Consider the following 18,435-nt stretch of genomic DNA (forward strand, 5'->3'; position numbering starts at 1 on the left):
CGGTTGGAGTTCCAGCCCGCCCCAGACGGGATGGCGTGGCTGAACCTCTACACGACCGCACCCCAAGCAACATCGATCTACACAACCATCCGCGACCGGGCCGTGGCGTTGAAGAACCCGGCCGAGCCGCGAACCCTGGCCCAACTGACCGCAGACGTCTGTGCCGATGCCCTCTCCGCGGCCCTGTCCGGCGAGCTGCCGTCCAGGTTTGCCGCCACCGAACCCACCGGCGGAGGTGCCGGTATCGCGTTCGGAGTTGCCCGGCCCACTGATACCAGCGCCGGGTCACCACCATCGACGATGGCCGTCAGCACCGGGTTCGGGGCCGACCCCGCCAGCGCGTTCCGCCGGATCCGACCCACCGTGACGGTCACAGTTCCCGCTCTCACCCTTTTGGGCCTGAGCGATGAGCCCGCCACCCTGGAGGGGTATGGGCCGATCGACCCGGACACGGCACGACGGCTCGCCGGCCAATCGAGCACCTGGTTCCGGATGCTCACCGACCCGAAGTCCGGAGCACCGCTCGCCCTGGATTCGACGACGTATCGGCCGTCGAAGGCGATGAAACGCTTCCTCGCGTACCGGGACGGTACCTGCCGGTTCCCCGGCTGCCGTCGGGCGGCACGGCACTGTGACATCGACCACACCACCGCGTACGCGTTCGGCGGTCCGACCGAATGCGAGAACCTGTCCCACCTCTGTCCGAAGCACCACCGGCTGAAACACCAGACCACCTGGCACACCAGGCAGCTCGGCAACGGCGTCCAAGAATGGACCTCCCCCGGAGCCCACAGCTACGTCACCCAACCCGAGGTCCTGCTCACCACCCCAGACCCGCCGCCGCCGAGCGAACCGCAGCCGCGGAACGCGCTGCGACACCCGCAGCCGCCGAAGGCGCTGCGAAGCGAACGAACCCAGCTGCAGCCGCCGAAGGCGCTGCGAAAGAATCCAACCGAAGTGCAGCCGCGGAACGCGCTGCCCCCGCCGAACTGGGACGAACCGCCACCGTTCTGACGCACCACCACAGCCGAGGCCTGGTCGACGCGAGGGCTGAATGGGTGTTTTCGGGGTGTCGAGTTATGAGGCGTGAGGCCAGGGGCTGAACCCCGGCCATCACGATCCGCGCGACTCGGCGCCCCTGGACTCACGCCTCATTGTTTGAGCTGAGGAGAAAATTCTCATCCAGCCCGACACACCCACACGTCGGCCGCAATCTGGTTCAGTGCAGAAGCAGCGACGCCACGAGCAGCACTCCGACAGAGCCGATGGTGGTCAGCAGGATCGTATCCCTCGCAACGAGTTCACCACGGTTGTACCTCTGGGCGTAGTTGAAGACGTTCTGCGCAGTGGGGAGCCCCGCAAGCACGACGATCGCGAACAGCTCCTCCCCGGTGATGCCGAAGATGTACTGGCCGATCAACCACGCCGCGACCGGCATGATCGCGAGTTTGATCGTCGTCGCGAGCACCACGTCACGTCTGCCTGCTCCCGGCTCGAGAACCTTCGTCCCATGCAGTGACATGCCGTAGCTGATCAGGATCATCGGCACGGCAGCTGCGCCGATGAGATGGAACGGCTCCATCACCGGTGCGGGGATCTCCAGCCCCGTGACCGACACGAGCAGCCCGAGCAGCGAACCGATGATGATCGGATTCCTGAACGGCTGGCTGAGGACCCGGCCGACGGATGCCTTCCCTCCCGTGCCCAGGTCGAGAAGTGTCAGGGCGATCGGGGTGAAGACAAGCAGCTGGAGCAGGACGACCGGGGCCGAATACGCGGCATCCCCGAGCACGTACACGGCTACCGGGATACCGATGTTGTTCGCATTCACGTAACCGGACGCCAGTGCTCCGATCGTGGCGTCGGGAAGCGAACGGCGCCAGATCAGGCCGGCGATAGCGAGAAACACGACGAAGGCGACGACCGCAGCAAGGAGGGACACCACGAGCAGCGGGGAGAACAGCCGTTCGACCTCGGCGTCGGCAAGCACCGTGAACAGGAGGAACGGCGAGAGCACGAAGAAGACCATGCGCGCGAGCACCGGCTGGGCCGTCGGCCCGAGGAGGTTCATCCGGCCGACGATGTAGCCGACGGCGATGATGACGCCGATGACGCCGAAACCCGTGAGGACGCCAGACATCTGCCCAGTCTGACAGGTCGTTGGTGCGCATTCCGCCAGAAGTACCTCCGCTCTATAGCTGTGCCGCCCACGCCTCGCTAGTCTCGAACCATGCCCCACGTCGACGTGCCGGGAGCCCGGCTGTACTACGAAACCGAAGGTCACGCTTCAGGAGAGCCACTCCTTCTGATCCACGCGGGAATCGCGACGCTGAGGATGTGGGACCCACTCATCGAGGCCCTGGCCGCCGACCACTACGTCATCAGGTACGACACCCGCGGGTTCGGGCAGACCAGCTGCGAGGCATCCGGTTTCTCCAACCGCGACGACGCGAGGGCCATCCTCAATCACCTCGGTGTCGCCGGCGCCACGCTCATCGGCGCCTCACGCGGCGGCCGGATCGCCCTGGACGTTGCCGTGGAGACACCGGAGCGCGTCACCGGGATCGTCACCATCGGCTCGGGCCCAGGCGGATTCCCCGAGGTCGAGCTCACCGACCAGGAGGAGTCGCTCTGCACCGACCTCGACGCCGCCTGGGAGGCGCGGGACTACGGCAAGATGATCGACCTCGAGACAAAACTGTGGGCGATCGGGCCGCTGCGCGACGAGGAGGACCTCGAGCAGGACTTCGTCAGGACGGCGTATGCCCTTGGGCGCGCCAACCTGCACCACCAGTCGCCCGAAGAGCACGCGGCGGATGAGCTCGAGCCCCCGGCGTACGACCGCGTCGTCGACCTCGACATCCCGGCCCTCGTCACCGTCGGCGAGTTCGACATCACCCCGGCACTCGTGCAGTTCGAATACCTGGCTGCGACCATTCCCGGCGCGACAAGGCACCTCTTCACGGATGCCGCCCACCTGCCCAGCGTGGAACATGCGGACGAATTCCTGGCCGTCGTGTCGCCCTGGCTGGCCCAGAACGGCCTGTGACAGGAACCCGTCAACGTTTCGACTGCGTGACCACCTCGTACGCGGCGAGCGCCGCGCGGCGCGTCTCGGCGAGATCGACGATCGGCTGCGGGTAGGCATCCGTTCCCCATTCGGGCACATTCTGCCTGATGTACTCGCCCTGGGGGTCGAACTTCTTCGCCTGCAGTTCCGGGTTGAAGATCCGGAAGTACGGGGCGGCGTCCGCCCCGGAACCGGCGACCCACTGCCAGTTGAACGCGTTGCTGGCCGCGTCGGCATCGACGAGCGTGTCCCAGAACCACTGCTCGCCGAGGCGCCAGTCGATGAGCAGGTTCTTGGTGAGGAACGACGCGACGACCATCCGCACCCGGTTGTGCATGCTGCCGGTGCGCCAGAGTTCACGCATGCCCGCATCGACGATCGGGATTCCGGTCTCGCCTCGTTGCCAGGCCTCCAGCGCGGCACGGTCAAGCGGTGGCCACGGGAACGCGTCGAACTCGCGCCTCCAGTTGACCGTTGCGAGGTCGGGGGCGGCGAACAGCACGTGCGAGCAGAATTCACGCCAGCCGAGTTCGGTGAGGAATCGGGTGGCACCTTCGGCGCGACGGCCTGTTGCTCCCCTGCGGGCGGCGTCGGTTTCGTGCAGGACCCTGTGCGGGCTGATCTCGCCCCAGCGCAGGTGAGGTGACAGACGGGACGTCGCCTGCTGGGCGGGAAGGTCGCGTTCCTCGGCGTAGCCGTCGAGGTTGTCGGCCAGGAACGTCTCCAGCAACCGGTGGGCGGATGCTTCGCCCGGCTGCCAGGCCTCCCTCAGTCCGCCCGCCCAGTCCGGACGGCTCGGTTCGAGACCCCAGTCGTCGATGTCGTCGCCGATGGCATCACCTGTCCAGCCGTGGATGGCTTCGGGCGCGTCGACGGGGACTCGCGGCGGTGGCGCGGCCTGGCAGGCCCGCCAGAACGGCGTGAACACCGAGTACGGCGTGCCCTGCCCGGTCGCGATGGTCCACGGTTCGTACAACAGCGACCCGGCGAAACTCGACACCTCGAGTCCGGCGTCGCGGAGCCGCGTCTTGATGCCGGCGTCGACCGTGCGTTCCGCCTGGCCGTACCTGCGATTCCAGAACACGGCTCCGGCATCCGTCTCCTCGACAAGGCCGGCGAGGACCGCCTCCGCGGGTCCGCGGCGCAGGATCAGGCGCACTCCGGCAGCCGCGAGGTCGGCGGTCAGGGAGGTGAGGCTCTGGTGCAGCCACCACCGTGCGGCTCCGCCGTGGGGGCGGATGCCGTCGGATTCCTCGTCGAGCACGAAGACGGCGACAACGGGTCCGCCGCGTTCGACGGCGGCCGTGAGCGCGGGATTGTCGTCGAGCCTGAGGTCGTCGCGGAACCAGACGACGGAGGGTGTCACAGCCATTTGTTCTTCTTGAAGACGATGTAGAGGGTGATGCCCATCCCGGCCATCAGGCTGAGCGCGAATGGATACCCCCACAGCCATTTCAGTTCGGGCATGTAGGTGAAGTTCATCCCGTACACGGTGCCGATCAGGGTCGGGGCGAACAGGATGGCCGCCCAGCTCGAGATCTTCTTGACCTGCTCGCTCTGCGCATAGCTGGCTTCGGACAGCCGCCTCGTCTCCTCGTTCTGGCGCTGGCCGACGAGGGCACTGTTCACCGTGAGGGCGTTCTGCAGAACCGCGCGGAAGGAATCCGCCCGCTCGACGACCCGGAGGACGTGGTCGTGCACGTCGCGGAGGTACCGGCGGAGTTCGAGGTCCACGTCATACTTCTCGAAGCCCGAGGCGAGTGCCTCGAAGATCCCGACCAGCGGTTTCGTCGCCCGCTGGAATTCGATCACTTCCCGGCTGAGCGCGTAGATGCGTTTCGATGACTCCCTGCCCTCGGCGAACAGGGCGTCGTCGATCTCGTCGATGTCGTTCTGCAGTCCGGCAATGACCGGGACGTAACCGTCGACGATCTCGTCGAGCACGGCATAGAGGACCGATTCGGGACCGAGCGAAAGCAGCCGGGCGTCGCCCTCGAGTCGCTTGCGGATCGCGCCGATGTCCGGCGTCTCCGAATGCCGGACGGTGATGGCGAAGTCGGGTCCGATGATGACGTGGACTTCGCCGAACTCCAGGCGCTCCTCGGCGTCGAGGTAGCGGGCTGCCTTGAACACGGCGAACAGAGTGTCGGCGTAGCGCTCGATCTTGGGCCGCTGGTGACCGGACAGCGCGTCTTCGACCATGAGGGCGTGCAGGCCGAATTCGGCGGCGACCGAGTGGAGTTCGGCTTCATCCGGCCGGTACAGGCCGATCCAGGCCATGCCCTTCTTCTCGTGCAGCACCTCGTAGGTGTCGTCGAGGCTCGGCGGGGTCGCCACGCGTTCGCCCCGGACGTACACCGCATTGTCTACGACGACCATGTTCACGCTCCCTGCTGCTCATTCGTCCTGCCGCGCCAGTGTTACACAGTGTTGCAGCCGGGACGACACCGGGGCTGACCCGTCACTAACGTGGTGAGACCTGCCCTCGACATTCCTCCGGGAGTCCCGTATGCCATCTTCCAGCACCGCACCGGCTCTCTCCGGCACCGCGCACGCTGTGTCTGGGACGACGGATGCCGCATACACGGTCGAGTTCGCGGCCGTCGGCCGCTCCTTCCCCGGCGAGGGCGGCACGGCGCGCCAGGTGCTCCGCGACGTCTCGATCGCTGTGGAACCCGGCGAGGTCCTCGCGATCCTCGGTACGAGCGGTTGCGGAAAGTCCACCCTGCTGCGGATCGCAGGCGGGCTCGATTCCGCATCGACCGGCCAGGTCCTGATCGACGGCCAGCCGGTCGCCGACTTCGACGACCGCACGGCGGTCGGCTTCCAGGAGCCGCGGCTCCTGCCGTGGCGGAGCGTCACAGACAACGTCGCCCTCGGACTGCCCCGCGGCACTCCGAAGGCCGACGGAGCAGACCGGGTCCGCGAGCTGATCGAACTCGTCGGGCTGACCGACTTCGCCGGCCACCGCCCTCGCGAGATCTCCGGGGGAATGGCGCAGCGCACATCCCTCGCGAGGGCACTGGCCAGGAACCCTGGCGTCCTGCTGCTCGATGAACCATTCGGCGCCCTCGACGCGCTGACCCGCCTGAAGATGCAGGACCTGCTCCTCGACGTTCACTCCGCTGCACCGACGACCGTCCTCCTCGTGACCCACGACGTCGACGAAGCCCTCCAGCTCGCCGACCGGATCATCCTGCTCGGCCGGGAAGACGGAGTCGACGGGTCATCGATCGTCCAGGAGATCGTCGTTCCCGGTCGTCGACCCCGCGACAGGGGTTCGGCCGAACTGGCAGAGCTTCGCGGCCGGCTGCTCGCCGGCCTCGGTATCGACCGCCACGGCGATGTCCGCGGCGTGGAGTCGACGAAGAACGTCCCGCACTTCCCGTACTGATCACAGCACCCAGCACCCAGCACCCAGCACCCAGCACCCAGCAAAGGACCTCACCATGATTCGTAAGCGACTCTCCGCCGCGGCACTCGTCGCAGGCGTCGCCGCTCTTCTTCTCACCGGTTGCGTCGCCGGCGAGAACGCCGCACCGGAGGCTGACTCCTCCGGCTCCGGGAACGACACTGTCACCGAGGGCGGCGCGCTCAACATCGACTTCGCCACCTACAACCCGCTCTCCCTCATCATCAAGGAGAAGGGCTGGCTCGAAGACGCCCTCGCAGACCAGGACGTGACCGTCAACTGGGTCCAGTCGGCCGGCTCCAACAAGGCCAACGAGGCGCTCCGCGCGAACGCCATCGACGTCGGCTCGACCGCGGGCTCCGCGGCGCTGCTCGCCAGGTCCAACGCGTCGCCGATCCAGGTCATCAGCCTCTACTCGCAGCCGGAATGGTCGGCCCTCGTCGTCGGTCCCGAGTCTACGATCACGGATGTCGCCGAGCTCAAGGGCAAGACGATCGCAGCCACCAAGGGCACCGATCCGTACTTCTTCCTGCTGCAGGCGCTCGAGGAAGCCGGCCTGAGCCAGACCGACGTCACGATCGAGAACCTCCAGCACGCCGACGGCTGGGCTGCATTGCAGAACGGTTCGGTCGACGCCTGGTCGGGTCTCGACCCGATCATGGCCGGCGCGGAGCAGGCGGGCGCCAAGCTCATCTACCGCAACGTCGACTTCAACAGCTACGGCTTCCTCAACGCCACCGAGGCGTTCCTCACCGAGAAGCCCGACCTGGCACAGGCCGTCGTGAACGCCTACGAACACGCTCGGGTCTGGGCTGCGGAGAACCCCGAGGAGACCGCAGAGATCCTCGCGGATGTCGCCGGTCTCGACATCGAGGTCGCCACGCGCGTCATCGACGAACGCTCCAACCTCGATGTCGACCCGATTCCCGGCAGCGCCCAGCGCGACGTGCTCGAGATCATCGGCCCGATCTTCGTCGAATCCGGTGACGTCGCGACTCAGGCACAGGTCGACGAAGCGCTCGACTCGATCATCAACGACGAGTTCGCGAAGCAGGCAGACGCCGACGCCATCGGCTAGCCGCACGGGCGGGGCCGGATACTCCGGCCCCGCCTCCCCCGTCCCTCCCACTTCCCAGGACTGAGAATGAGCCGAAACGACAACCTCACGACGAGCGACCGGGTCCGAACAGGCCTCGTCTCGTCGACCGGCCTGGAGAGCCAGCAGCCGGTGGCGGTGCGTGCAAGGCCCGGGGTCGTCGCGTCCACCGAAGCCGCCGATCAGGCATCCGATCGCGCCGTGGGCCGCGTCCCCCTGACCAGGAGGACCTGGTTCAGGATCGTCGGCGGCGCGATCATCCCGATTCTCATCCTCGTCGTGTGGCAGACCGTCACCTCCCTCGGACTCGTCTCCGTCTCGCAACTGCCGTCCCCTGAGATGGTGTGGCAGTCCGCCGTCGACCTCGTGCAACGCGGCCTCCTCGGGCAGTACATCGCGATCTCGACCCAGCGTGTTCTCATCGGATTCCTCATCGGTGCGGCACTCGGCCTCGTGTTCGGAGCCATCGTCGGGCTGTCGCGCCTCGGCGACATCCTGTTCTCCCCCGTCCTCGGCGCGATCCGCGCTGTGCCGTCGCTCGCCTGGATCCCGCTCCTCATCCTGTGGTTCAAGATCGGCGAAGAGTCGAAAATCATCCTCATCGTGATCGGCGCGTTCTTCCCCGTCTACACGACGGTCTCTGCAGCGCTGAGGCACGTCGACAGGCAGCTCGTCGAGGCCGGACGCGCCTTCGGACTGAACGGCACCCGCCTGTTCACGACCGTCCAGCTTCCTGCCGTGCTCCCCTCCGTCGTCTCCGGCTTGCGCCTCGCCCTCGCCCAGGCCTGGCTGTTCCTCGTCGCCGCCGAGCTGATCGCCTCATCGATGGGGCTGGGGTTCCTGCTCACGGATTCGCAGAACAACGGCCGCATCGACAGGATCTTCCTGGCCATCCTCCTGCTCGCCATCCTCGGCAAGCTCACCGATTCACTGGTGGGCGTGTTCGAGCGCTGGGTCAACCGGCGCTGGGCGTAGCACCTCGGCGCGCCCGGGGAGCTACCCGGGCAGACCCGCGGTCGCCCTGGCCAGGTCCGCAACCACTTCTGCCAGCGCTCCGGTGCGCAGGAGCACCGCACGTTGACGGTCGGCACCGTTGCCCCGGTCGAGGATGCGCCGGACCTGCTCGTCCACGAACTCTTCGTCGCCGTTCTCCCTGAGGGCGTTCCGCACGTGGTCGACCAGCGCGGAGACAACGGTCCTGGCCGGCATCGGCGTCATGGTCGCCGAATCGAGCAGATCACCGCTGATCCCGAACCGTCCGGCATGCCACGCGGCCAGGCGGATCACCGCAGCAGGGACCGGTCGGACGGCTGTTCCCGCCCGCCATTCGGCTGCAGCGGTGTCCACGAGGGCACGGCACAGCGCGGCGATGAGAATGGTGTCATCGGGATCGGCACAGACGTCGGCCACGCGGATCTCGACGGTCGGGTAGTGGTGCGACAGCCGGGCCTCGAAGTACACCATCCCCTCGTCCAGCATCACCCCGGACGCCTTCATGGCTGCAACCAGGGTGTGGTAGTTCTCCGGTGTGCCGAAGACTTCCTGGACACCGGCCGTCGGCCAGCGCCGGATCACCTCGGAGCGGTAGCTCGCGTACCCGGTGTCGAGCCCCTGCCAGAACGGCGAGTTCGCGCTGAGCGCGACGAGAACGTGCAGCCACTCCCGGATCCGGTCGAGGACGCCGACGCCCTCCTCATCCGATTCGACGGCGACGTGGACGTGGCACGCGCAGGCCAGCTGGTCCCTGGCCGTCTGCGCGAGGAGGTCGGCGATCTGCGCGTACCGCGCATCGGGCATGAGCTCGGACTCGGCAGGCAGCGGCGACGTCCCCGACGCGATGACCAGCGCATTGGCCGCTCGTGCGGCAGCGATCGCTGTGGTCCGCCAGGATCTGACGTCGTCGCGCAGATCCATCATCGAACGGTGAGGCGCCGAGGCCGTCTCCACCTGCTGCTGCTTGAATTCGTGGTCGAGAGCGCCGCCGACATGGCCGCCTTCGCCGGCATCCTGAACGCGTCTCAGCACCTCCCCTGCGACGGACACCGGGCGCCCCGTGTCCGCACTGACCAACAGCAGCTCTTCCTCGACCCCGACGGTTCGCATGAGGCCACTCTGCCAGTTGAGTTGCCTCTTGGTAAGTAATCCGCAAAGCTCGAAGAAACGATTTCGGGAGGGTGGTTGCCGTGTGCCGTTTGCTCGGGTATGTCTCCGCTCGCCCGACCTCCGTCGTCGACGTTCTCGGCGAGGATGATTTCGAGGCATTCACCTCCCTCACCGCCGTACACGGCGACGGCTGGGGCGCCGCCTGGCACGATACCGATGGGCGGATCCGATCGATGAAATCGACCGCGACGGCCGTCCTCGACGAGACCTACTCCGAGCTGGCAAACGAGCCGCTCGCTTCGAGCGGCCTGCTGCACCTGCGCTGGGCCACTGCCGGGCTCCCGGTGTCCGCCGAAAACACGCATCCGTTCACCGACGGCGAGTACGCCTTCGCCCACAACGGCAACATCTCGCCGATACCGCGGCTCGAAGGGCTGCTCACGCCCTCATCCAGGGCGAGGCTGCAGGGCGACACGGACACCGAGCGCTATTTCCACCTGCTGCTGCAGTGCATCGAGCAGACCGGTGACGAGACCGAAGGGGTCGTCCTCGGTCTCGGCATCCTCCAGCGGGAGTTTCCCGACTGCAGCCTCAACGCCCTGCTGCTGACGCCGAGCGCCCTGTTCGCCGTGCACATCAACAGCCGGGCGGAGTCGCCGCCGCGAGCACTCCGGCGGCTGTTCGAAAGCGACGACTCGATGCCGGCCAGGCACGCCACCGAGTACTACGCCATGGACTACCGGGTGACGGACGACGCCGTCCACGTCATCTCCAGCGGTCTGGATGCCGCCGGCTGGACACCGATGCCGTCCGACACCGCCGTGAGGATCGACCTCGCCACCCGCGCGATGACCCACCTGGTCCCGCACATCGACCGCCGCGCCGCCGCCGGCTAGAGGCGCCCGGGGCACGTCGCCCTTGTCAAAATCGCCCGTTGTTGGTGTGATGGATCTGTCGGTACCCGCGCCACCCGCGCGATCGCCGACGAGCCCACACCAAGGGCATGACATCACCCACAAGGAGATACGACAATGACGTCAGCATTCAATGCAGGCGCGTCCCTGGACGCTCTGCACTCCCCCTCACTGGACCACGAGAAAGTCCTGATCACCCGCGGCATCCGTTCCGGGCTCACGATCAGCGTCGCGGTCCACTCCACTCGCCTCGGACCAGCGCTCGGCGGCGCACGGGTCTGGCATTACGGTTCCTGGCTCGAGGCCGTCGAGGACTCCCTCCGGCTCTCAGCGGGCATGACCCTCAAGAACGCGGCGGCCGGCCTCTCCCGCGGCGGCGGCAAGTCAGTGGTCTTCGTCCCGAGCGGCACCACCCTCGACGCCACCGCCAAGCGTGCGGCCATGCTCGACCTCGGCGATGCCGTCGAGAGCCTCGGCGGCATGTACCAGACCGCAGAAGACGTCGGAACGAGCGCAGAAGACATGGCCGTCGTCTCCGAGCGCACCAGCCACGTCAGCGGGCTCCCCGCCGACCGCGGCGGCGTCGGCGAACCGAGCGACGCAACGGCAGCAGGCGTCTACTCGGCGATCCTCGCCACCCTCGACACCACCTTCGGCAGCCCCCTCGTGCGAGGCCGGCGCGCCACGATCTCGGGGCTCGGGCAGGTCGGCGGACGTCTCGCCCGCCGGCTCGCCGACGCTGGAGCATCCCTCATCGTCACCGACGTGAACCCGGCCAGGCGCGCGTTCGCCGAGTCGATCGGCGCCAGCTGGATCGACCCGGGCGACGAGCACCTGTTCGAGACCGACCTGTTCGTGCCGTGCGGCGTGGGTGGCGCGCTCAGCCGCGACGTGATCTCCCAGCTGCGATGCGCAGCGGTCGTCGGTGCTGCGAACAACCAGTTCGCCGACCAGGACGGCGCCGAACAGCTCGCTGAGCGCGGCATCCTCTGGGCGCCGGACTTCGTGGCGAACGCCGGTGGCGTGATCTACCTCGACATGGCGTCGAAGCCGGGCGCGGACCTCGAGTCCATCCTTCAGCGGGTCGACGGCATCGGCGACACGATGCGCGCGGTCTACCGCTCGGCGAGTGAGCAGGGCATCACCACCCTGGCCGCCGCCGAGAAGCTCGCGACCGACCGCCTCGAGGGCGCGACACTGCCGCCCGCACCCGAAGCGATGCCGTCGGCTCCGGTCGAGGCCCCGTCTGCTCCCACGACAGGGCAGTTCCTGCAGCCGGCCTAGCGGCGGCGGTGACTGTTCGGGCTCGATGGGGTCGAGTCGCCACGACACGTTGCCCACGGCTCTCATGAGCGACACAACGTGGCGACTCGAGCACCCGCAACCACCGAACGTGGCGACTCGAGCGATGCGGCAGGGCCGCGAATCAGCGCATGGCGCGGTATCGCGCCCGGTCCTCTGCGGTGAGGTGCTCGGTGGCGTAGCTCAGCGCCGTCCGGCCGAGAGCGGCGGCGTGCTCATCGAGAAAACCGGTGAGCACGCCGCAGCCGACTCTCTTGCCGACCTCGCGCAGCATCCAGCCGACGGCCTTCTGCATGAGGTCGGCGCGGTCGTCGAGCAGCCGCTCGGCGAGGTCGAGCGTCGTCGAGGCGTCGCCGGCGTTGATGAACCCGGCGGTCGCGATCATTGCCACCCGACGATGCCAGAGGATGTCGCTGGCCGCGAGGTCGAACAGGATGTCACGTGGCCGGTCGAGCAGGTAGCCCCCGAGCAGCGTCGGCGCCGACGAGTCGACGAGATCCCAGTTGTTGACCCGGCCGCGGCGAACGGCCGCGAGGTAGAACGCGGCCAGCTCGTGGCGCAGCGCATCGTCGCGCGTCCTTGCGGCACTCGCCCGCTCGAAGCGCGCGACGAGGATCAAGAGCCCGGCGAGCCGGTGCTCGTGCACCGGGCTGTCGAGCAGCACATCGACCTCCGGGAGAGGGAGCCAGGCGAACCGTTTGACGACGACCCGGGTGGCCGGCACCGTCACGCCCAGGAAGACGTCACCCTCCCCGTACTCGCCGGGGCCGGTCTTGAAGAACCGGGCAGAACCGAGCGCGCGCTCGGGCGAGGAGACGGCGTCGAGGGCGTCACGCACGTCTGCGGCTGTGGCATCCGTCATGCCTCGAACTCTAGACCGGAGCCGGAATGGCACGCCACGCAGTTAAGCTGCGCGCCCACGGCCGTCTGCGCAGCCAAACTCCGCCGGAGTCAAAGAAACGCCTGACGACCCCCGGATACGCTCGTCATATCCACTATTCGATTCCGGCACCGGGAGGGTTGTTATGTCTGAAATTCACACGCATGTGATCGTTGGCGAGCCCGAGGTGCTGGAGGACGCACACACCCTCGCCACCCACCCGGCCTGGCTGCGTCTCAAGGCCGCCGCCGCAGGCATCCGCCCGCTGCAGGTCAAGGACGGGTCGATCCCGGATCCGGATGCCCACGCATCCGCCCTCGGGCACGTCGCCACGATCACGGCAGCGGTCCGCGAACTCGCGCCGCTGTTCCCGTGGGACGCGGAATACCTCGACGCCGTCGTCGGCGACTTCGAGCGCTGGGCGGCAGAAGGGTTCGGCGTTCCGGACTTCTACGACGCCCTGATGGCGTTCCAGCCGCAACAGCACCGCACAGACGGGCTCACCCACCTGGTGCTGTTCCCGATGTACACGCAGAACGGGTCGACCGACCGGCTCGTCGAGGCCGTGCTCATCGAGGTGCTCTGGCCGGACTTCATCGCCGAGCTCGAGGCCGGTGAGTACTCGAACAAGCTGTTCGTGCCGATCCGGTTCATCGACTTCACGCCGGGGTACGACACCAACTCGGCCGTGCTGTTCCCCGAGACCGTCGCGATGCGTGCCATCCCGACGTTCACCTGGGGTGCGATCTTCGCCGACCGCGAGGCCGCACGGTTCCGTCGGGTGGTGAAGGCCGCTGCCGAGATCACGAAGCTCGAGCTGCCTGCAGACGCGCAGGCGCTCCTCGACGACCAGAAGCTCACCGAGGAAACCTTCGTCATGTGGGACCTGATCCACGACCGCACCCACATGCGCGGCGACCTGCCGTTCGATCCGTTCATGATCAAACAGCGGATGCCGTTCTTCCTCTACTCGCTCGAGGAGCTGCGCTGCGACCTCACCGCGTTCCGTGAATCGGTGAAGCTCGAACGCACGCTGTCCGCGCAGAGTCCTGCCGAACTGACCGAGGCCGAGACGCAGATCCTCGCCCACGCGAAGCTCGTGCAGTACGCGGTGATCTTCGACCGCATCTTCCGGTTCGCCCTGACCGGCAGCCGGGTGCGCAACTACGACGGGCTCGGCGGCCAGCTGCTGTTCGCCTGGCTGCACCAGCACCACGTGCTGCACTGGACAGACACGGCGCTGACCATCGACTGGGCCGAGGTGCCGGATGTCGTCGTCTCGCTCGGTACGGCCATCGACGAGCTCTACTGGCGTTCGATCGACCGGCCGAAGGTGTCACACTGGCTGGCCGCGTACGAACTCGTGTCCGGCACGGTCGAGCCGCACCCCGCATCGGCGTGGGCGCGCGGACTGCCTGACGACGTCCTCACCGGGGCCCCGAAGGGTTACACGGACCTCGTGATGGACGATGAGTTCCCGCTGTCGATGTTCTACGAGGCCCTCTCCAAGAAGATGCGTGACGTGATCGAGTCGACGGCCGGGATCACCGGTCGTGACTGAGTCCGTCGCTGGTCGCACCGTGCTCGTTGCCGGTGCGACCAGCGCGGCCGGCATCGCCGTCTGCGCAGGACTGGCCTCGGCAGGAGCTCGCGTGCTCGCCGTCGGTTCGAACGCCGAGCGGGTCGGCGCTGTGACCCGACAGGTCCCCGGCTCCGTCGGTCTCGTCGCCGACCTCGCCGACCTCGCCGACGTCACCGCCCTGGCCGAGCGGATCCATGCCGAACACGGCCGGGTCGACGGCCTCATCCACCTCGTCGGCGGCTGGCGCGGCGGGGGCGGGCTGGCCGGTCAGAGCGATGAGGACTGGGAGTTCCTGCACCGCCGGGTCGTGGCGACTCTCCGCAACACCACACGCGCGTTCGTCGACGACCTGCGCGAATCGGATGCCGGCCGGCTGGCAATCGTCTCCAGCACCTCCCTCGACAAGCCGATGCCTGGCGGAGCCAACTACGCGGCAGCCAAGGCCGCGGCCGAGACGTGGGTCACGGCGATCGCGAACGGGTTCGAGAAGTCGGCACCGACGGCATCCGCAACGATCTTCTCCGTCCGGGCACTCGACGGACTGGAACAGCAACTGGCGAGCGCCGTCGCCGGTCTCTGGGACGACGCGGGAGCATCCGCCCCGCTTCACCGTGTCGTGTTGAGCGACGGCTGATTTCCGCCCTCAGACGGATGCCGGCAGTCCGGCCCCTCGCTAGCGTAGGACTGTGACCAGCCCTGTTCTTCCCGCCGACCCGACCGATCCCCGGTGGCGACGCCCGCCGGTGACCCGCCGGGAACTTCGTACGGACGCGATCCTCGCCGTCGTGCTCTTCGTCGGTGCTCTCCTCAGCCTGATGCTCTACCAGGTCGCCGGCGTCTACGACGACCCGGCGCCGATGTGGCTGAGCCTGATCTGGGCGGTGCTGATCACCCTGCCGCTGGCGGTGCGCCGGCGCTGGCCCAACGCCGCGGCCATCGTCGTGGCCGCAGCGTTCATCGCAGGCGGCGAACTGCACGTTCCCGAACTGCTGATCTGTAACATCACCCTGTTCATGGCCCTCTACGCCGTCGGCGCCTGGGTGGACAACCGCCGCACGGCGCTCCTCGTCCGTGCAGGGATCATCGTGGCCATGCTGATCTGGCTCGTGCTGTCGATGTTCAGGCAGACCACAGATCCGGAGGCACTCGAGGGGTTCTCCCGGGTGGGGACCTTCTCGCCACTCGTCGCGTTCCTGATGATCCAGATCCTCACCAACCTGCTCTACTTCGGAGGCGCGTACTTCTTCGGTGACCGGTCGTACGCGTCCGCGCGCCAGCAGGCGCTGCTCGAGTACAGGACGGACGAGCTGGAACGCGAACGAGAGCGGACGGCCGGGCAGGCGGTCGCGCTCGAGCGGGTGAGGATCGCCCGCGAGCTGCACGACGTCGTCGCCCACCACGTGTCGGTGATGGGAGTGCAGGCCGGTGCAGCCCGCACCGTGCTCGACTCGAACCCGCCTGCGGCGCGCGACGCCCTCGCGAACGTGGAACTGGGGGCCCGAACGGCGATCGACGAGCTGCAGAAGCTGCTCCACACGCTCCGGGAGAACGACAACGCGGATCCGGCGTCTGCGAGCGCGTCGACGCTCGGGCTCGAGTCCCTGTCCGCGCTCGTCGCCGACTCGACGGCATCCGGACTGCCGACCACCCTCGAGGTCATCGGGGAGCCCGCCGAGGTCTCCGGGCTGGTGCGGCTCTCGCTCTACCGGATCGCGCAGGAAGCCCTCACGAACGCCCGCAAGTACGCGGGCGCAGGGGCGACCGCCGATGTGCGGGTGCGGTACCTCGACGACGCCATCGAGCTCGAGGTCTCGAACACCGGAAGTGTTCCGCTCACGCCCCGTCGGGGCGGGCTCGGGCACGTCGGAATGCGCGAACGGATCGACGCGCTGGCCGGGAGCCTCGAGCTCGGGCCGCGTCAGCGGGGCGGTTACCTCGTCCGTGCGCGGGTCCCGCTCGGTGGCACACCTGGGGAGGGCGACGCCCCGGGTCCGGCGGCAGACGACCGGACCGGCGAGCCGGCCGAGAACACCGACACGACCCAACCCGCACAGCCGAGGAGCACCCGATGACCGCGACCCGCGTCCTCCTCGCCGACGACCACGAGATGGTTCGCGCCGGATTTCGGATCATCCTCGGCTCGCAACCGGACATCGAGATCGTCGGTGAAGCAGCGACCGGCGCTGAAGCCATCGCCCGCGCGGCTGAGCTCTCCCCCGACGTCATCTGCATGGACGTCCAGATGCCGGACATGGACGGGCTCGAAGCAACTAGGCGGATCGTCGCAGACGACACCGTGGCATCCTCCGTTCTCATCCTCACCACGTTCGACCGGGACGACTACCTGTTCGAAGCGCTGCAGGCGGGGGCGAGCGGGTTCCTGCTGAAGAACTCGACGCCCGAGCAACTCATCGACGCTGTACGGGTGGTCGCTGCCGGTGACGCCCTGCTCTCTCCGGGTGTCACCCGCCGGGTGATCGAACGCTTCGGGACGCAGACGGATGCCCCAAAGCACCCCGCTGCGCCGCCGGCCGAACTCGACACGCTCACCGACCGCGAGGCGGAGGTGCTCCAGCTCGTGGCCCAGGGCCTGTCGAACGCTGAAATCGCGCGCAGCCTGTTCGTCGGAGAGGCGACAGTCAAGTCACACGTGTCGAAGGTGCTGCAGAAGCTCGGGCTTCGCGACCGCATCCAGGCCGTGGTGTGGGCGTACGAGAACCGCGTGGCGGTCCCCGGCGGCTGACGGCTGCCGCACACCCCGCGCCTGCGTTTCGGGAGGAGAATCAGGCAGTCCTTCGACGTATGGACGACAGACCCCCCGATTTTCCTCCCGAAGAATCAGACCCGCTCACGTGGCATCCGCAGTGCCGACGCCGACGCGATCAGGAGGAACGCGGCAGCGACCGCGAATGCGGCCGGGAACGACGCCACGTCGACGAGCCAGCCGGCCACGAGCGGCCCGACGATCGCGCCGAGGTCGCTGGCCATCGAGAACAACGCGACGGGTCGTCCACCGCGTGACCCACCGGTCGCGTCGCCCACAGCGGCGCCAGGCGCCGTGCCCATGAACGCGGCAGCGACACCGTACACGCAGAGCAGAACGGTGAGCACAGCGAAATTCGGCGCCACCGAGATGCCGAGCACGGTGACCGCCGCGACGGCGTATGCGCCGAGGATGGCCGGTCTGCGCCCGACGGTGTCGACGAACCGCCCGGCAGGCCCGAGGGCGATCGTCTGCACGACGGCGGCGATGGCGAATGCGACGCCGGTCCACGCCGCGGTCCCGGCGAGCACGTCGACGACGAGGACGGGGACGAGGGCGCTCCGGACCCCGAGTGACGTCCATCCGTTGGCGAAGTTGGCGAGGCACGCGGCCCTGAACCTCGGGTCGCGCAACACGGTTCGCAGCGGGACGCCCGGCCCGCTCGCCAGCTCCGTCCCGGCGTCTTTCGGGCGAAGCATCAGGATACCGACGAGGCCGGCCACAGCGAGAGTGCCCGCGTAGAAGAAGAACGGGGCCGTCAGCGAAATGGTGGCGAGCACACCGCCGATCGCCGGACCGGCCATGCCGCCGATGAGGAACCCGCCCTGGTAGAAGCCGACGGATCTCCCGCGCATGTCCGGAGACGTGGACCGCAGGAGCAGCGTCATCGCAGACACCGTGAACATCGCCGAGCCGATTCCGCCTGCCCCGCGCAGAAGGAGAACTTCGACGTAGCTGTGGGCCAGCCCGACGAGCCCGCTCGAGACCGCGACGATCCCGATGCCGATGGCGAGGAGCACCCGTTCCCCGAACAGGTCGATCAGCCGCCCGCAGAATGGACTGGCGACGAAGCGCATCAGCGCGAAAGCCGAGACCACTGCCCCGACCTCGAGGTAGCCGACGTCGAAACTGCGCACATAGACGGGAAGGACAGGAACGACGACCCCGAACCCGACCATGACGAAGAAGGCGACGACACCGAGCACTTTGACGTCGCGGGACAGTCGCGGTCGATCGGCCGCCGGACGGCGGATCAGCGGGACTCGGAACACCAGCCAAGCGTATGCCCGTCGGGAAGCCACCATGGCCAGAC

The 18,435-nt window shown here is 68.0% G+C and carries 17 protein-coding genes; 11 read left to right on the forward strand and 6 right to left on the reverse strand.

Translation table 11 applies throughout. From position 1 onward, the window contains the following. Positions 1 to 1,014 (forward strand): HNH endonuclease signature motif containing protein (locus tag AC1M0F_RS11870; protein WP_480238461.1); only part of this gene is annotated, 1,014 nt, incomplete at its 5' end. 205 nt (positions 1,015 to 1,219) lie between these two features. On the opposite strand, the gene AC1M0F_RS11875 is transcribed toward AC1M0F_RS11870, so the two are convergent. Beyond that, positions 1,220 to 2,140, reverse strand: coding sequence for an AEC family transporter (locus AC1M0F_RS11875; RefSeq protein WP_480238462.1), 921 nt, complete (start codon positions 2,138 to 2,140; stop codon positions 1,220 to 1,222). 90 nt (positions 2,141 to 2,230) lie between these two features. Here AC1M0F_RS11875 and AC1M0F_RS11880 point away from each other — a divergent pair, with 90 nt between their 5' ends. Next, positions 2,231 to 3,049: an alpha/beta fold hydrolase gene (locus tag AC1M0F_RS11880; RefSeq protein ID WP_480238463.1), complete on the forward strand. Its 819-nt coding sequence runs from the start codon at positions 2,231 to 2,233 to the stop codon at positions 3,047 to 3,049. A gap of 10 nt (positions 3,050 to 3,059) precedes the next feature. Here the strand turns inward: AC1M0F_RS11880 and AC1M0F_RS11885 are convergent, their stop codons facing one another. After that, positions 3,060 to 4,442, reverse strand: coding sequence for a cryptochrome/photolyase family protein (locus AC1M0F_RS11885; protein WP_480238464.1), 1,383 nt, complete (start codon positions 4,440 to 4,442; stop codon positions 3,060 to 3,062). After that, on the reverse strand, positions 4,433 to 5,449 hold the full coding sequence (locus AC1M0F_RS11890) for a magnesium and cobalt transport protein CorA (protein ID WP_480238465.1): 1,017 nt from the start codon (positions 5,447 to 5,449) through the stop codon (positions 4,433 to 4,435). The genes AC1M0F_RS11885 and AC1M0F_RS11890 overlap by 10 nt, the downstream gene beginning before the upstream one ends. Positions 5,450 to 5,579: 130 nt before the next feature. On the opposite strand from AC1M0F_RS11890, the gene AC1M0F_RS11895 reads away from it, so the two are divergent. From AC1M0F_RS11895 to AC1M0F_RS11905, 3 genes are all read left to right on the forward strand, one after another. Beyond that, positions 5,580 to 6,464, forward strand: coding sequence for an ABC transporter ATP-binding protein (locus AC1M0F_RS11895; RefSeq protein WP_480238466.1), 885 nt, complete (start codon positions 5,580 to 5,582; stop codon positions 6,462 to 6,464). 55 nt (positions 6,465 to 6,519) lie between these two features. Beyond that, positions 6,520 to 7,560 (forward strand): aliphatic sulfonate ABC transporter substrate-binding protein, encoded by a 1,041-nt coding sequence (locus AC1M0F_RS11900; RefSeq protein WP_480238467.1) that lies wholly within the window; start codon positions 6,520 to 6,522, stop codon positions 7,558 to 7,560. A 66-nt stretch (positions 7,561 to 7,626) separates the two neighbouring features. Next, positions 7,627 to 8,553, forward strand: a complete 927-nt coding sequence (locus AC1M0F_RS11905; RefSeq protein WP_480238468.1) for an ABC transporter permease — start codon at positions 7,627 to 7,629, stop codon at positions 8,551 to 8,553. Positions 8,554 to 8,574: 21 nt separating this feature from the next. Here the strand turns inward: AC1M0F_RS11905 and AC1M0F_RS11910 are convergent, their stop codons facing one another. After that, positions 8,575 to 9,681: a carboxylate-amine ligase gene (locus tag AC1M0F_RS11910; RefSeq protein WP_480238469.1), complete on the reverse strand. Its 1,107-nt coding sequence runs from the start codon at positions 9,679 to 9,681 to the stop codon at positions 8,575 to 8,577. Between the two features lie 80 nt (positions 9,682 to 9,761). Between AC1M0F_RS11910 and AC1M0F_RS11915 the strand changes: the two genes are divergently transcribed. Further along, the gene (locus AC1M0F_RS11915) at positions 9,762 to 10,577 is read left to right on the forward strand and encodes a class II glutamine amidotransferase (protein ID WP_480238470.1); all 816 of its coding nucleotides are present in this window, start codon (positions 9,762 to 9,764) and stop codon (positions 10,575 to 10,577) included. Positions 10,578 to 10,712: 135 nt separating this feature from the next. Continuing rightward, positions 10,713 to 11,879 carry a Glu/Leu/Phe/Val dehydrogenase family protein gene (locus tag AC1M0F_RS11920; RefSeq protein WP_480238471.1) on the forward strand — a complete coding sequence of 389 codons (1,167 nt, stop codon included), beginning with the start codon at positions 10,713 to 10,715 and terminating at the stop codon, positions 11,877 to 11,879. A 142-nt stretch (positions 11,880 to 12,021) separates the two neighbouring features. On the opposite strand, the gene AC1M0F_RS11925 is transcribed toward AC1M0F_RS11920, so the two are convergent. Beyond that, a complete protein-coding gene (locus AC1M0F_RS11925; protein WP_480238472.1) occupies positions 12,022 to 12,759 on the reverse strand; it encodes a DNA alkylation repair protein in 738 nt (245 codons plus the stop codon). Positions 12,760 to 12,922: 163 nt separating this feature from the next. Here AC1M0F_RS11925 and AC1M0F_RS11930 point away from each other — a divergent pair, with 163 nt between their 5' ends. From AC1M0F_RS11930 to AC1M0F_RS11945, 4 genes are read left to right on the forward strand one after another with little or no spacing between them, the layout of a single operon-like run. Further along, on the forward strand, positions 12,923 to 14,338 hold the full coding sequence (locus AC1M0F_RS11930) for a DUF6421 family protein (protein WP_480238473.1): 1,416 nt from the start codon (positions 12,923 to 12,925) through the stop codon (positions 14,336 to 14,338). Continuing rightward, on the forward strand, positions 14,331 to 14,993 hold the full coding sequence (locus AC1M0F_RS11935) for an SDR family oxidoreductase (RefSeq protein WP_480238474.1): 663 nt from the start codon (positions 14,331 to 14,333) through the stop codon (positions 14,991 to 14,993). Before AC1M0F_RS11930 ends, AC1M0F_RS11935 begins: the two co-directional genes overlap by 8 nt. 52 nt (positions 14,994 to 15,045) lie before the next feature. After that, positions 15,046 to 16,431, forward strand: coding sequence for a sensor histidine kinase (locus AC1M0F_RS11940; RefSeq protein WP_480238475.1), 1,386 nt, complete (start codon positions 15,046 to 15,048; stop codon positions 16,429 to 16,431). Further along, the gene (locus AC1M0F_RS11945; RefSeq protein ID WP_480238476.1) at positions 16,428 to 17,102 is read left to right on the forward strand and encodes a response regulator; all 675 of its coding nucleotides are present in this window, start codon (positions 16,428 to 16,430) and stop codon (positions 17,100 to 17,102) included. The genes AC1M0F_RS11940 and AC1M0F_RS11945 overlap by 4 nt, the downstream gene beginning before the upstream one ends. A gap of 95 nt (positions 17,103 to 17,197) precedes the next feature. Here the strand turns inward: AC1M0F_RS11945 and AC1M0F_RS11950 are convergent, their stop codons facing one another. Then, on the reverse strand, positions 17,198 to 18,394 hold the full coding sequence (locus AC1M0F_RS11950; RefSeq protein WP_480238477.1) for an MFS transporter: 1,197 nt from the start codon (positions 18,392 to 18,394) through the stop codon (positions 17,198 to 17,200). Between the last annotated feature and the right edge of the window lie 41 nt (positions 18,395 to 18,435).

The sequence above is a fragment of the Mycetocola sp. Y719 genome (genome assembly GCF_056713205.1).